Origin of the sequence: Alistipes megaguti (genome assembly GCF_944320325.1) — a bacterium.
In the GTDB taxonomy this organism is placed as follows: domain Bacteria; phylum Bacteroidota; class Bacteroidia; order Bacteroidales; family Rikenellaceae; genus Alistipes; species Alistipes megaguti.
Genome location: NZ_CALUHA010000044.1, coordinates 1 through 14,151 on the forward strand (window position 1 = coordinate 1; position 14,151 = coordinate 14,151).

At 60.3% G+C, this 14,151-nt stretch carries 11 protein-coding genes; 3 read left to right on the top strand and 8 right to left on the bottom strand.

Translation table 11 applies throughout. The features are described 5' to 3' along the window. Both PUQ42_RS09560 and mazG read right to left on the bottom strand, forming a co-directional pair. Positions 1-265, bottom strand: a 265-nt coding sequence (locus tag PUQ42_RS09560) for a gamma carbonic anhydrase family protein (RefSeq protein ID WP_420534962.1), incomplete at its 3' end; no start/stop codon positions are given. A gap of 53 nt (positions 266-318) precedes the next feature. After that, positions 319-1,095 carry a nucleoside triphosphate pyrophosphohydrolase gene (gene mazG / locus PUQ42_RS09565; RefSeq protein ID WP_273373249.1) on the bottom strand — a complete coding sequence of 259 codons (777 nt, stop codon included), beginning with the start codon at positions 1,093-1,095 and terminating at the stop codon, positions 319-321. A gap of 91 nt (positions 1,096-1,186) precedes the next feature. Between mazG and PUQ42_RS09570 the strand changes: the two genes are divergently transcribed. Further along, positions 1,187-3,403 carry a beta-N-acetylhexosaminidase gene (locus tag PUQ42_RS09570; protein WP_273373251.1) on the top strand — a complete coding sequence of 739 codons (2,217 nt, stop codon included), beginning with the start codon at positions 1,187-1,189 and terminating at the stop codon, positions 3,401-3,403. A 152-nt stretch (positions 3,404-3,555) separates the two neighbouring features. Here the strand turns inward: PUQ42_RS09570 and dinB are convergent, their stop codons facing one another. The 4 genes from dinB to pheT form a co-directional block, all read right to left on the bottom strand. Beyond that, on the bottom strand, positions 3,556-4,605 hold the full coding sequence (gene dinB, locus PUQ42_RS09575; RefSeq protein ID WP_273373253.1) for a DNA polymerase IV: 1,050 nt from the start codon (positions 4,603-4,605) through the stop codon (positions 3,556-3,558). A 107-nt stretch (positions 4,606-4,712) separates the two neighbouring features. Beyond that, positions 4,713-5,093 (bottom strand): DUF4186 domain-containing protein, encoded by a 381-nt coding sequence (locus tag PUQ42_RS10360; RefSeq protein WP_420534963.1) that lies wholly within the window; start codon positions 5,091-5,093, stop codon positions 4,713-4,715. A gap of 251 nt (positions 5,094-5,344) precedes the next feature. Next, complete coding sequence (locus PUQ42_RS09585; RefSeq protein ID WP_273373256.1) at positions 5,345-5,983, bottom strand: nitroreductase family protein; 639 nt, start codon at positions 5,981-5,983, stop codon at positions 5,345-5,347. 290 nt (positions 5,984-6,273) lie between these two features. Then, positions 6,274-8,739: a phenylalanine--tRNA ligase subunit beta gene (gene pheT, locus PUQ42_RS09590; RefSeq protein WP_273373257.1), complete on the bottom strand. Its 2,466-nt coding sequence runs from the start codon at positions 8,737-8,739 to the stop codon at positions 6,274-6,276. Positions 8,740-9,111: 372 nt separating this feature from the next. Here pheT and PUQ42_RS09595 point away from each other — a divergent pair, with 372 nt between their 5' ends. After that, positions 9,112-10,473 (top strand): TrpB-like pyridoxal phosphate-dependent enzyme, encoded by a 1,362-nt coding sequence (locus PUQ42_RS09595; RefSeq protein WP_087404710.1) that lies wholly within the window; start codon positions 9,112-9,114, stop codon positions 10,471-10,473. A gap of 73 nt (positions 10,474-10,546) precedes the next feature. Here PUQ42_RS09595 and PUQ42_RS09600 read toward each other — a convergent pair whose 3' ends face one another. Beyond that, positions 10,547-11,446, bottom strand: coding sequence for a DMT family transporter (locus PUQ42_RS09600; protein WP_273373260.1), 900 nt, complete (start codon positions 11,444-11,446; stop codon positions 10,547-10,549). 84 nt (positions 11,447-11,530) lie between these two features. After that, the gene (gene lysA, locus PUQ42_RS09605; protein ID WP_273373262.1) at positions 11,531-12,694 is read right to left on the bottom strand and encodes a diaminopimelate decarboxylase; all 1,164 of its coding nucleotides are present in this window, start codon (positions 12,692-12,694) and stop codon (positions 11,531-11,533) included. Between the two features lie 133 nt (positions 12,695-12,827). Here lysA and lepA point away from each other — a divergent pair. Then, the coding region (gene lepA, locus PUQ42_RS09610; RefSeq protein WP_273373264.1) for a translation elongation factor 4 at positions 12,828-14,151 on the top strand (1,324 nt) is incomplete at its 3' end.

Consider the following 14,151-nt stretch of genomic DNA (forward strand, 5'->3'; position numbering starts at 1 on the left):
TGTGGCCCACCGAGACATCGTTGCCGATGATCGTCTGCGAGGGGTGTTTCGCCTGGTCGTAGATGGTGTGGAGCACGACGCCGTCCTGAATGTTCGTGCGGTCGCCGATGACGATGCGGTTGACGTCGCCGCGCAGCACGGTGTTGTACCAGATCGAGCAGTCGCGACCGATGGTCACGTTGCCCAGAATAACGGCCGTTTCGGCCAGGAACGTATTGTCGCCGATTACGGGTTCGTAACCGCGGACTTTGCGGATCAATGCCATATGCTTCTTGAATTTTTACGTTTACACAATACGGTTTGTTGCCAATGGAGAGGTTACTCCTCGCTTTTGGCCTGCTGCCAGAGTGCCTCCATCTGGTCGAGAGTCAGATCGTGCAGAGCATGTCCATGGGCCGCAGCCTGTTCCTCCATGTAGTTGAAGCGGCGCATGAACTTGTTGTTCGTGCGTGAGAGGGCCGATTCGGGATCCACGCCGTAGAGCCGTGCCGCATTGACCAGCGCGAAGAACAGATCGCCGAATTCCGCTTCGAGATCGCTCTTGCCGCCCGATTTCATTTCGCTCTCGACCTCCGCGATCTCCTCCTTGACCTTGGCCCAGACATCCTCCTTGTGCTCCCAGTCGAAACCCGTTCCGGCGGCCTTTTCGCCCATGCGGTAGGCCTTGACCAGCGCCGGCAGCGAACGCGGAACTCCGCCCAGCGTACCGCTCTTGCGGTTCTTCTTGCGCAGTTTCAGGGCCTCCCAGTTGGCCATCACCTCGGCCGGCGTATTGGCATGAATATCGCCGTAGACGTGCGGATGGCGGTAGATCAGTTTGTCGCACAGGGCATTGGCCACATCGCCGAAGTCGAAGGCGCCCTCCTCTTCCCCCAGTTTCGAGTAGAAGACCACGTGCAGCAGCAGGTCGCCCAGCTCCTCCTTGATCCCCTCCAGATTATGGTCGGTGATGGCATCGGCCAGTTCGTAGGTCTCCTCGATGGTGTTGCTCCGCAGCGACTCGAAGGTCTGCTCACGGTCCCACGGACACTCGCGGCGCAGGGTGTTCATCACCTCCAGCAGCCGGGCCGTAGCCTCCAGACGTTTGTCTTCCATAGTTGTTTGATTGTATTTCCGTTCCTGCAAAGGTAGTGTTTTCGGCGAAAAAATCGTAATTTTGTTTTCGACAAATTTTCTTCGCTTCAGCATGAAACAAACCCTTCTACTCCTTGGTGCCGTGCTTCTCGGCGGTCTCTTTTCACTCGACGCCCAACCTGCGCAGGGCAACCGGACTCCGCTCCCGGGCAGTTTCACCTTCGACGCCTCGACGACCATTGCCGCCGACGAGGAGCTGCAACCCCTGGCCGAATACCTGGCCCGATACCTCGGATGCACGATCCGCAACGACGTAACCGGCGACGGAGCCATCACGCTGACACTCGATGCTGCGGCAACGCCCGCTGCCACGGCCGAGGATCCCCAAACGGCGGCAACTGCCGCGGAGGCCTATCGGCTGGAGATCTTGCCCGAGCACATCCGCATCGGAGGCGAGCGTTACGGCGGCGTCTTCAACGGCATACAGGCGCTGTTCCGGCTGCTGCCGCCCGAAGTCTACGCCCGGCAGGGGATCACGCCCGGGACGGAACTCCGGTGTGCCGTCATCGAGGATCGTCCGCAATACGCCTATCGCGGCATGATGCTCGATGTGGCGCGCACGTGGATCGGCATGGATGCCGTAAAGCGTTACATAGATCTGCTTTCCTATCACAATATCAACAAGCTGCATCTTCACCTGACGGACGACGAGGGGTGGCGCATCGAGATCCGTTCGCACCCCGAACTGACCGAGGTGGGGGCCTATCGCGGCGGCGATTCGCCCGTGAGACCCGTATATGGCAAATGGTCAGAGAAATACGGCGGTTACTTCACACAGGAGGAGATGCGCGAACTGATCCGCTATGCCGCCCTGCGCAACGTGGAGATCATCCCCGAGATCGATCTCCCGGGCCACAGCCGAAACATCGCCTCGGTTCACCCCGAAATCCGCTGCAACTATCCCCCCGACACCGTCTCGACCCACGGATACGACTACCGCTCGGCCTGGTGCGTGGCGCGCGAGGAGAACTATCGTCTGCTGGAGGATATTCTGGGTGAAATCTGCGAACTCTTCCCTTCGGAGTATGTCCATGTGGGCGGCGATGAGGTCGACATGGCGCAATGGAAACAGTGCCCCGACTGTCAGGCGCTGATGCGCCGGAAGGGGATGACCGATCCCCACCAGCTGGAGGATCTCTTCATGGAGCGCATGGCGGCGATTCTCCGCCGGTACGGCAAGCGTCCGGCCGTCTGGAACGAAGCGGTCCGGACCGGAGAGCTCTCCCGCGAGAGCCGGGTTCACGGATGGAAGGATGTCAAGGCCGGTCTCGACGCTACGGCCAAGGGATACCACACCGTCATCATGCCCGCCGCCTTCTTCTATTTCGACATGCGGCAGTCTTCACTCGAAGACGGGCACAACTGGGCCGGCATTTTCGATGCCCGGAAAACCTACGGATTCACGCTCGCAGGCAAAGGATTCTCCGATGAGCAGATGAGCCGTGTCGTCGGGCTCTCCGGCGCCTTCTGGAGCGAAGTCTACGTCTCGCACGAACCCGAAAAGCCCGACTACCTCGACTACATGACCTTCCCGCGCATCTGCGCTCTTTCACGCATCGCCTGGAGCGGCAACGAGGAGGGGTGGGATGCCTACTACAAGGAGCTCAGAACGATGCACTACGACCGGATGGCGGCCATGGGTATCCGCTTCCGGCTCTTCCCGCCGAAGCTCTCCTTCTCGGGGGCAAAGGGCGGCGAGGGGCTGCTTAAAGTCACGGTCGACGACGATTCGGAGATCTTCTATGTGGTGGACGGCTCGGACGAGGAGCTCCGCTACGAGGAGCCGATCCGCACGTCGGAGCCCTGGCGCTACCGCTTCTTCAGCCGTTACGGCACGGCCCGAAGCCCCTATGTGGCCGATGATTCGCGCTGGAAGACCATCCGGCCAGCCCTGCGGATCGAATCCTCGATGGAGGAAAACAGCCGCTTCCCCTATACGAACGCCTCGACCTACCGCGGAATGTCCTACACGGCTCGTACCTGCGGTCAGCAGGATTGGATCCGCTACACGTTCGAAAAACCGGTCGTTTGCCGCCAGATGATGCTGCAGACCGGCTATCGGCAACTGCCCAGGGCCATTATTCTGACCGGTTATGCTGAAGTGTCGTACGACGGGGAACATTTCGAACGGCTTGGAGAGCTGGTGATGGGCCGGATCACCTTCCAGCCGAAGCGGGCGGTCAAGGCCGTCAGGATCGTCTCGACATGCAACGGCAACAGCGCCCCCTATGTGGTCATCCTGTCGCCGCAGGTATATCCAAAGCTGTAAACATTCGGAGCATCAGGCAAAAGGCGAATAACGGCAGGCTGTCGTTATTCGCCTTTTTTGTGTCGGGGTCATGGGTGGAGGCCGCTGCGAGGCTGTGGCCCCGGACAAAGCCGTCGGATAGTTCGGAAAATCCGGGATGCGACCGGCATGGGTCAGAAGTCGAAGCGCAGCTGGATGCAGTCGGCGTCGGGCGTATTGCCCACCGTCAGACCGATAAGCCGGACCTTGCGGCCGTGAAAATCGACACCGGCCAGCAGCTCCTCCGCAATCCGGGCCAGCTGCGGTTCGGATTCAACGGCCGAAAGGAGCGTCCGCGAACGGGTGATCTGCTGAAAATTATCGTATTTGAGTTTCAGCACCACGGTCTTACCCCGGAATTCGTGGCGCTCCAGACGGGTCCAGACCTCCTCGCGGACCCCGGCGAGCTCATCCTGCAGGCGCAGCCGGTCGTCGGTATCCTCGGCAAAGGTGGTCTCGGCTCCCAGCGACTTGCGAATGCGGTTCGGCGTCACGGGCCGGTCGTCGATTCCCCGCGCATAGCCGTAGTACAGGTGGCCTGCCTTGCCGAAGTGGTGGACCAGCGCCGACTCCTCCCACCGGCGCAGGTCGGCTCCCGTGCGGATCCCCAGGTTGTGCATCTTCTCGGCCGTGACGGCCCCGATTCCGAAAAAGCGTTCGACCGGAAGGCCCGCCACAAAGTCGTCGATCTGCGCCGGAGCGATGGTGAACAATCCGTCGGGTTTGCGGTAGTCGGAGGCGATCTTGGCCAGCATCTTGTTCACCGAAACCCCGGCCGAAGCCGTGAGGTGCGTCTCGGCGAGGATCCGCGACTTGATTTCGCGCGCAACAAGGGTGGCCGAGCGGAGATGCGTAACGTCGAGGAAGGCCTCGTCCAGCGAGAGCGGTTCGACCAGGTCGGTATAGTCGCGGAAGATGGCCCGGATCTGCTGCGAGACGGCCTTGTAGACCTCGAAGCGGGCCGGAATGAAGATCAGCTCGGGGCAAAGGCGACGGGCCACGGTCGACGAGAGGGCCGAATGCACACCGTAGGGGCGCGCCTCGTAGCTGGCCGTAGCCACCACACCGCGCGGTCCGTCGTAGCCCACGGCGATCGGACGCCCCCGCAGGGCGGGGTTGTCGCGCTGTTCGACCGAGGCGAAGAAGGCATCCATGTCGACGTGTATGATCTTGCGGACGGGCATTTCGTGATTGGTAGAGATTGATTCAATCGGACGGGGGGGGGAGAAGCGGGGGAAGTCGGGCGAATGGTGTCGGCGGTCCGTATGCGGATCGGGGACCGAAGCGGGGATCAGCGGCCGAGTTGGCGCAAGATCCACGTCAGCAGCACGCGGACGATATAGTGTTGTTCGGCTTCGGTCAGCGGTCGCCCCGCCGGAATGCCGTGCCATTTGGACAGGCAGCCCCGGCAGCAGCAGCCCGTGGCGTGCTGGGCGATGAAGACCGGATGGCCGCGCATCGGGGTCTGACGGCCGTCGTTGGGCGGCAGGGCCGGAGCCAGCCGCATGCGGACGAACTCTTCGGCGTGGCGGCGGAGTGTTGGGAAGCCGATGCGTTCAATATAGGTACGTTCCGTCGTGCGCAGGCGGAAGCGGCTTCGGAATGCCGATCGGGCCAGCCGGGCAAAGAGCGGCGCAAAATCGTCGGCCGACAACGACTCGTCCGTCGGCACCGGATCAGTCGGCGGCGTGTTGCTCTCCGTCTGCGCGGTCTCCAGGCCATCGTCCGAAGAGATCGGCCCGTCGGGGATTGCATTCCGGTCGGGAGTCAGCGGCGCCTCGGCGTTTGGCGGTCCATCGGGCCCGGCCGAAGACGAAAGCGGCGACGAGAAGTTCGTCGCCGGGATTTCGTCTGCGGGGAAGAGCTCGGGTTCGCGGGTCGGATCCGGCCGCGTCGAGCGGTTATGTCGTGTCCCGCGAAGCATCAGTCAATGAAGCGGACCTTTGACTCGTCACGTGGTTTGGCGGCCGGAGATTCGTCCGGATAACCCACTCCAATGGCGTAGAGCAGCGTATAATCCTCCGAGAAACCCAGTTTCTCAAGGTAGGGCGCCGCCTCGGAAGCCTCCTTCATGAAGCGGATCGGACCGCCCAGGCAGCAGGTGCCCAAGCCGAGCGATTGCGCCGCAAGGACCATGTTCTCTCCCAGCAGTCCGCAATCCAACTGTCCGCTGCCGTTCAACGGCGAGGCAATGAAGATCACGGCCGGAGCATTGCGGAACATGTTGTGGAAGGTCGTATCCTCGGCCACCTTCGGGTTGGCCTTCACGTAGAGGGCCGTCAACGAGTCGATATAGGCCGCATTGTCCACCACGCGGACCTCCCACGGCTGTTTGTTCAGACCGCTCGGGGCGTTGATGCCGCATTTGACGATCAGTTCGAGTTTCTCGCGTTCGACGGGCTGTGTTGTGTAGCGGCGGATGCTGCGGCGCGCAAGGATCGTCTCGATCACCGCATTCTCCGACGTCGGAGCCGTCGTTTCGGGTTGCGTAGCGCCCTGTGGAGCGCAGCTGCTCAGGGCAAACAGACCGGCACACAGCCAGGTCAGATTTCGTGATTTCATTGTTTTGCGTTTTTGGATCGCCTAAAATTACGCATAAATTCCGGTTTCAGGAAGTGCTTCGGCGCTCTTTTTTCACCTTTTCGGACAAAAAAATGAGGAACCGCCACGTCGGCAGTTCCTCCATACTGTTATTAGGGCAGGTTCGAAGATCTGGAATCCGGTTCGTATCACCGGTTTTCTTTCTTCACCGCCTCTCACTACACTGACACTTGCTTCTCCGGTCCTTCACTTTTCCGGTCCTTCGCTTCTCCAGCCTCCTCGCCTCTTTTGCCCCCTCTCTCGGCCCCGGGTCAGGCGCGAACCGTAGCGCCGCAGCGCTGTTCGAACTGGCGGACCAGATTTGCCATCACCCGCTCGATGGTCTTGTCGTCCAGCGTGCGGCTCTTGTCCTCGAGCACGAAGCTCAGGGCGTAGGATTTCTTCCCCTCCGGAAGTTTGTCGCCTTCGTAGACGTCGAAGAGCGAGACACTCTTGAGCAGTTTGCGCTCCGTGGAGAAGGCCACCTCGCGCAGGGCGGCGAAGGTCATCTGACGGTCGACCAGCAGGGCCAGATCGCGTTTTACCTCGGGGTATTTCGACAGCTCCTCGACCGTGATCTTCAGTTTTTTGGTTGACTTGCAGAGCAGATCGAAGTTCAACTCCAGGTAGTAGACCTCCTGCTTGACATCGGTCATTCGGCGGATCTTCGACGCCACGGTGCCGATCTCGAGCAGCCGTTTGCCGTTGAGCTCCATCACGAGCCCCTCGCTGAAGAGGTCGCTCTCGATCGGGGAGGTCTTCAGTGCGTAGATGTCCAGTCCGAAGCGGCGCAGCAGCTTCTCGGCCACGGCCCGCAGCGTGAAGAACGAGGCCTTCACGGGTTTCGTGTTCCACGACTGGGGCTCGGTCGTCCCGGTGACGGCCACCGCCAGCCGGTACTCCTCGGAGTAGGCGGCCAGGTGGTTCTCCTCCGTGCGTTTGGCGGCGTCGTAGAAATAGCAGTTGCCGAACTCGTAGAGTTCCAGATCACCGTTCTTGTGGTTGATGTTCAGCGCAATGGCCTCCATCATGTTGAAGAGCAGCGTCTGACGCAGCACGTTCAGATCGGCGCTCAGCGGATTCATGATCCGCACGCAGCGGTCGGCCGGGCACGCAGTCAGACCCTCGTAATAGGCCGCCCGAGTCAGCGAGTTGGACATGATCTCCGTGAAGCCGTTGTCGGTCAGGAAATCACCCGCCAGGTTCATCAGTTTCATGCGGTCGGGTTTCGGCGCATAGGAGAGCGTCGAGCGGACCCGCGAGGGGATCTCGACGTTGTTGTAGCCGTAGATGCGCAGGATATCCTCCACCAGATCGGCTTCGCGTTGCACATCGACGCGGTAGGGTGGTACGGCCACCGTCAGCACGTCGCCCTTCTCGGCGAGAATCTTCACCTCGAGGGCCGCCAGAATCGTGCGGATCGTCTCCTCGGGGATCTCCTTGCCAATCAGCGCCCGGGCCCGCGAAATCGAGAAGTCGAAGACGAAATCCCGGATCGGATGCGGGTAGATATCCGTAATGTCGCTCGAAATCCGGCCGCCGGCCAACTCCTTCATCAGCAGCGCGGCCCGCTTGGCGGCGTAAATCTGCAGATTGGGGTCGACGCCCCGCTCGAAGCGGAACGACGAGTCGGTATTGAGTCCAAAACGCTTGGCCGTCTTGCGCACCCACACCGGGTTGAAGTAGGCGCTCTCGATGAAGACGTTGGTCGTCGTGTCGCTGATGCCCGAATCCAGTCCGCCGAAGACGCCCGCCAGGCACATCGGCCGCTCTGCCGAGCAGATCATCAGATCCTTGTCCGTCAGTTTGCGCTCAACGCCGTCCAGCGTCACGAACGGCGTTCCGGCCTCGCACGTACGGACCACTACCTCGTGTCCCTCGATCTTGTCGGCGTCGAAGGCGTGCAGCGGCTGCCCCAGTTCGAAGAGAACGAAGTTCGTGATGTCGACCAGATTGTTCTTCGGGTTGATGCCGGCGGCCCGCAGGCAGTTCTGCATCCACTCGGGCGAGGGGCCGATCTTGCAGCCCGTAACCGTCACGCCCGTATAGCGCGGGGCGGCCTCCTCGTTCTCGACGCGGATCTTCACCTCCAGATCGTGGTTGTCCACGGCAAAGGCCGAGACGTCGGGCCACTTCACCTCGGCCTGCTCGCCGCGGCTGCGAAGCCACGCCGCCAGATCGCGCGCCACGCCGATGTGCGAGGCGGCATCCACCCGGTTGGGGGTCAGGCCGATCTGGATCAGATAGTCGTCCTCGATGTGCAAGAACTCCTTGGCACTCATGCCCACGGGGGCGTCGGCCGGAAGTTCGATGATGCCCTCGTGCGAAGAGCCGATGCCCAGCTCGTCCTCGGCACACAACATGCCGAGCGACTCCACGCCGCGGATCTTCGAGCGTTTGATCTTGAACTCCTCGTCGCCGCCGTTGGGGTAAAGCACCGCGCCGATCTTGGCGCAGAGCGTCTTAAGCCCGGTGCGGCAGTTGGCGGCGCCGCAGACGATCCGCAGCGGTTCGCCCTCGCCGACGTCGACCGTCGTTACGTGCAGGTGGTCCGAATCGGGGTGCATCTCGCACGTCAGCACCTGGCCGACAACAACTCCCGCAAGGCCGCCCTTGACGGTTTCGATCTTCTCGAAGCCCTCGACCTCCAGGCCGATCTCCGTAAGCACCTCGGCAATCTTCTCGGCCGAAAGGTCCGTCGCGAGGTAGCGTTTGAGCCAGTTGTACGAAATATTCATATCGTCGTGTTTTGATTTTGCAGATTATCATGCAAAAATAGTAATTTTTCCCGAAAGTACGCCGCTTTTACGACGCGATTTCATTTTGAAGCCCCTCATATATTGAGGTATCAAAAATAATTCGTAAAAAATTTGCTTTTCTCTTTCCGATCTCTTATATTTGCGGAAAGCAAGTTCGATAAAAAAGATGCTTCTTAACTTCAACATACAGGCTTGGTGGTGGCACCCGTTGACGCTCGTGAACAATGAGTGCGCCTCGTCGCGTGTATGGTGATCACCCGATAGCAGAGACCGAAGCCCGTTGTTTACGAAGGTAAGCAACGGGCTTTTTTCATTCACTCCTTCCGACAAACCCTTTAAATCACTTTTGCTATGAAAACCAAGAAATTCTGTCTCTCCGAGAGCCAAATGCCCACGCAATGGTACAACATCGTGGCCGATATGCCGACGAAACCCCTGCCGCCACTCAACCCCGCCACCAAACAACCCGTCACCAAGGAGCAGATGTCGGCTATCTTCGCCGAAGAGCTCATCGACCAGGAGATGTCCACCGAACGCTTCATCGACATACCCGAAGAGGTGCAGGAGATCTACCGCATCTGGAGACCTACGCCCCTCGTGCGGGCCTACGCCCTCGAAAAGGCCCTCGACACCCCGGCAAAAATCTTCTTCAAGAACGAAAGCGTCTCGCCCGCCGGTTCGCACAAACCCAACACCGCCGTGCCGCAGGCCTACTACAACTACAAACAGGGAATCAAACATCTGACCACCGAGACGGGCGCCGGGCAGTGGGGCGCCTCGATCGCCTTCGCCGCCAAGCACTTCGGCATCGATCTGAAGGTCTTCATGGTCAAGGTCAGCTACAACCAGAAACCCTACCGGCGGCTGATGATGAACACCTGGGGCGCCGAGTGTCTGGCCTCCCCGTCGACCATCACCGAGTCGGGCCGAGCCGCCCTCAAACGGGATCCCGACGGTTCGGGAAGCCTCGGGCTGGCAATCTCCGAGGCCGTCGAGATGGCACTGCGCAGCCCCGAGGATACGCGCTACTGTCTGGGCAGCGTCCTGAACCACGTGCTGCTGCACCAGACCGTCATCGGGCAGGAGGCCGTCACGCAGATGGAGATGGCCGACGCCGAACCCGACATGGTGATCGGTTGCTTCGGCGGCGGCAGCAACTTCGCCGGAATCAGTTTCCCGTTCCTGCGCAAGAACTTCGCCGAAGGCAAAAAGATCCGCATGATTGCCGTAGAGCCGGAAAGCTGTCCGAAACTCACCCGCGGGCAGTTCCAGTACGACTTCGGCGATGTGGCCGGCTACACGCCCCTGCTGCCGATGTATACGCTGGGCCACAACTTCCAGCCCTCGGACATCCACGCCGGCGGGTTGCGCTACCACGGCGCCGGGTCGATCGTCAGCCAGCTGCTCAAGGACGGACTGATCGAGGCGCAGTCCATTCCGCAGAACGAGACGCTGGCAGCCGGAGTCCTCTTCGCCCGCACCGAGGGAATCATCCCCGCGCCCGAGTCGACCCACGCCATCGCCGCAACGATCCGCGAGGCCCTGAAGGCCAAAGAGGAGGGGCGCGAGAAGACAATCCTCTTCAACCTCTCGGGCAACGGCGTCATCGACCTCTATGCCTATGAGCAGTATCTGGCCGGAGCACTGAAAGACTACACGCCGTCGGATGCCGAGATCGCCAAGACGGTCAATCAGTTGGAGAAGCTCATCTGAAGCGGCTCTCAAAGATGAAAAGAGCGGACTGCCCGGTTTGCAGTCCGCTCTTTTTTATCCACCTCGATCGGATCTACCGCGAGCCCAGCCACAGGAAGATCATACCTACCAGAATGAAGGCCAGGTCAACGGCCTTCGAACGCAGGTTGCGTTCGTGGAACAACACCGCACCGCACAGGAACGAGACCACCACCGAGCCCCGGCGGATCATCGAGACGATCGAGATCATCGCGTCGGGATCCTGCAGCGCGTAAAGGTAGGCAAAGTCGGCCAGCGTCAGAAAAACCGAGATCAGCGGAATGGCCCAGCTCCATCGGAAAGGTGTCGTGTGGCCCCGTCGCGGCAGCCACAGGATACAGACCACGACGGCCATCATCACAAACTGGTAGAGGTTGTACCAGCTCTGCACGAAGACCGGATCGAGGCGCGACATGATATATTTGTCATAAAGGCCGCTCACGGCACCCGTGACAGCCGACAGAGCGATGAAGAGAATCCAGAGGTTATGGGTGAAGTCGACCCCCTCGCGGCGGCTCGAGCGGCTCAGCAGAAACAACGAAATCAAGGCCAGCGCCACGCCGATCCACTGGTAGGCGTTCAGCCGTTCGCCGAAGATCAGAAAGGCCCCAACGAGCACCATCACGGGCCGCGTGGCGTTGATCGGCCCCACGATCGTGATCGGCAGGTGTTTCATGCCGAAATAGCCGAAGATCCACGACGTGAGGACGATCACCGACTTGAGGATCACCAGTCCGTGGGCCGTGGCCGTCCCCCGGGAGGCCTCGAGCAGCGTGCCGTCGAACCACCCCAGGCCGAACTCCGCGGAGAGGATGGCCGGAACGAAAAACAGCGTGGAAAACAGCGTATTGAGCAGCAGTACCGGAAGTACGGCGTTATTGGTCAATGCCTGCTTCTTGGCGGCATCGTAAAGGCCGAGCAGCGCGGCCGAGGTAAAGGCAAGGGTCAACCACATGGTATGCGTATTGCATTCGTCGTTTCAAAACAGCAGGAAGGCGGCCGTCGGGCCGCCTTCGGTCGGGGAGGGTAGAACACTCCGTTATTCGATCTCGTCGCTGTAAACAGCGCCCGGGAGGTCATGCAGGTTGTAGCGCGAGGCCATTGACATGCCGTAGGCCCCGGCCGACTTGATCGCCAGCAGGTCGCCCCGCTGCGAGCGGCGCAGCGTCACGTTCTCGTCAAAGACGTCGGTCGACTCGCACGCCGTCCCGACGACCGTATATTTATCGGTCGGGGCGTCGTCCGGTGCCGTGATGTTCTCGATGTTGTGGTAGGCGCCGTACAGCGCCGGGCGGATCAGTTCGGTCATCGAGGCGTCGACGATCAGCAGCTTGCGTCCCGTGGCCGTCGTCTTGTTGAAAAGGACCGTCGTGATCAGCTCGCCGCACTCGGCCACGATCGAACGGCCGAATTCGAAGTGGACCTCCCGGTCGCCCACACGCAGGTGGTTGTGGACAATCGAGAAGAGCGAGGCGAAGTTCGGGATCGGCTCGTTCTCCGGCACGTCGTAGTTCACGCCCAGACCGCCGCCCACGTCGACGAAGCGCAGTTCGAAACCCAGCCGCTCGAGGTTCTCGACGATGACGTTCACCTTGTTGCACATGTGCTCGAAGACGTGCAGTTCGCGGATCTGCGAACCGATGTGCAGGTGGAGACCCACGACGCGCAGGTGGGTGAACGAACAGATCTCTTCGGCATGTTCAAGCACCTCTTCATAGGAAATGCCGAACTTGCTGTCGGCCTGGCCCGTATCAATGCAGTGATTGGTCTTCGGGTCGATATCCGGATTGATGCGGAGGGCCACCTCCGTCACCTTTCCGGCCTCGGCCGAAAAACGGTCCACAAGCTCCAGCTCCTGGATCGACTCGCAGTTGATAGCCAGGATGCCCTGTTCGATCGCATAGCGCAGCTCCTTGTCGCGTTTGCCAACGCCCGCATAGACGATCCCTTTCGGGGCAAAGCCCGCCTCGATCGCCTTGCGAAGCTCGTTGCCGCTCGCGCAGTCGATGCCGAGCCCGTATTCGCGGATGATCGAGAGCAGGTGATCGTCGTAGTTCGCCTTGATGGCGTAATGCACCTTGTAGCCGTACTTGTTCGACTCCGATACGACGCTCTCCAGCGTCTGGCGAAGCAGGGCCGTATCGTAAAGGTAAAACGGGGTTTCGTAGCCCCGGAGCTTGGTCGCGATCTGTCTGCTTAACATATGAACCTGAACTTAACCTGTTTGTAGTTCGCAAATATAAACGTTTTTAATTATTTTTACAAATCCATTTCGCCCTCAATTCCTTTATAATTCAAAATATTTAGTATCTTTGCGTGAGATTTCACACGCTTTTATGAAAAATATCCGCAACTTTTGCATCATAGCCCATATCGACCACGGCAAATCCACGCTCGCCGACCGCCTGCTGGAGAAAACCAACACCCTGAACCAGCGCGAAATGCAGGCCCAGGTGCTTGACGACATGGACCTCGAACGCGAAAAGGGGATCACCATCAAGAGCCACGCCATTCAAATGGAGTACACGGCCCGCGACGGACAGCACTATACGCTCAATCTGATCGACACGCCGGGACACGTCGACTTTTCGTACGAAGTCTCGCGCGCAATCGCCTCGTGTGAAGGCGCCCTGCTCGTCGTCGACGCCACGCAGGGAATTCAGGCCCAGACCATCTCGAACCTCTATCTGGCCGTTGCCCACGATCTGGAGATCGTCCCCGTGCTGAACAAGATCGACATGGAGTCGGCCATGATCGACGAGGTGAAGGATCAGGTCATCGACCTGATCGGCTGCAAAGAGGAGGATATTCTGCTCGCCTCGGGCAAAACGGGGCTGGGCGTCGAGGAGATTCTCGAGGCCATCGTCCAGCGCATCCCCGCTCCGAAGGGTGACGACAACGCTCCGTTGCAGGCCCTGATCTTCGACTCGGTGTTCAACCCCTTCCGCGGTATCATCGCCTATTTCCGCGTCTTCAACGGCACGATCCGGAAGGGCGAGCACGTCAAGTTCTTCAACACGGGCAGCGAGTACGATGCCGACGAGGTCGGCGTCCTGAAGCTCAAGATGCAGCCCCGCGACGAAATCCGCGCCGGAGACGTCGGCTACATCTGCTCGGGAATCAAAACATCGGCCGATGTCAAGGTCGGCGATACGATCACCTCGGTGGCCAATCCCGCACACGAGGCTATTGCCGGTTTCGAGGATGTCAAGCCGATGGTCTTTGCCGGCGTCTATCCCGTCGAGGCCGATCAGTACGAGGATCTGCGCGCTTCGCTCGAAAAACTCCAGCTCAACGACGCCTCGCTGACGTTCGACCCCGAAAGCTCACTCGCCCTCGGATTCGGATTCCGCTGCGGTTTCCTCGGACTGCTCCACATGGAGATCATTCAGGAACGCCTCTACCGCGAATTCGACATGGACGTCATCACCACCGTCCCGAACGTCTCCTACCGCGTGACCACCACCCAGGGCGAGGTCGTCGAGGTACACAACCCCTCCGGTCTGCCCGAAATCACGAAAATCGCCAAAATCGAGGAACCCTATATTCTGGCCCAGATCATTACGAAGTCGGAGTTCCTCGGAAACGTCATCAAACTGTGCATCGACAAGCGCGGCGTGATGAAAAACCAGACCTTCATCACCCAGGACCGCGTCGAGG

Coding starts and splice junctions, on each gene's coding strand:
- PUQ42_RS09600 (WP_273373260.1), bottom strand. CDS start 11,446: ATGTGGTTGACCCTTGCCTTTACCTCGGCCGCGCTGCTCGGCCTTTAC.
- PUQ42_RS09570 (WP_273373251.1), top strand. CDS start 1,187: ATGAAACAAACCCTTCTACTCCTTGGTGCCGTGCTTCTCGGCGGTCTC.
- mazG (WP_273373249.1), bottom strand. CDS start 1,095: ATGGAAGACAAACGTCTGGAGGCTACGGCCCGGCTGCTGGAGGTGATG.
- dinB (WP_273373253.1), bottom strand. CDS start 4,605: ATGCCCGTCCGCAAGATCATACACGTCGACATGGATGCCTTCTTCGCC.
- PUQ42_RS09585 (WP_273373256.1), bottom strand. CDS start 5,983: ATGAAATCACGAAATCTGACCTGGCTGTGTGCCGGTCTGTTTGCCCTG.
- lysA (WP_273373262.1), bottom strand. CDS start 12,694: ATGTTAAGCAGACAGATCGCGACCAAGCTCCGGGGCTACGAAACCCCG.
- pheT (WP_273373257.1), bottom strand. CDS start 8,739: ATGAATATTTCGTACAACTGGCTCAAACGCTACCTCGCGACGGACCTT.
- PUQ42_RS09595 (WP_087404710.1), top strand. CDS start 9,112: ATGAAAACCAAGAAATTCTGTCTCTCCGAGAGCCAAATGCCCACGCAA.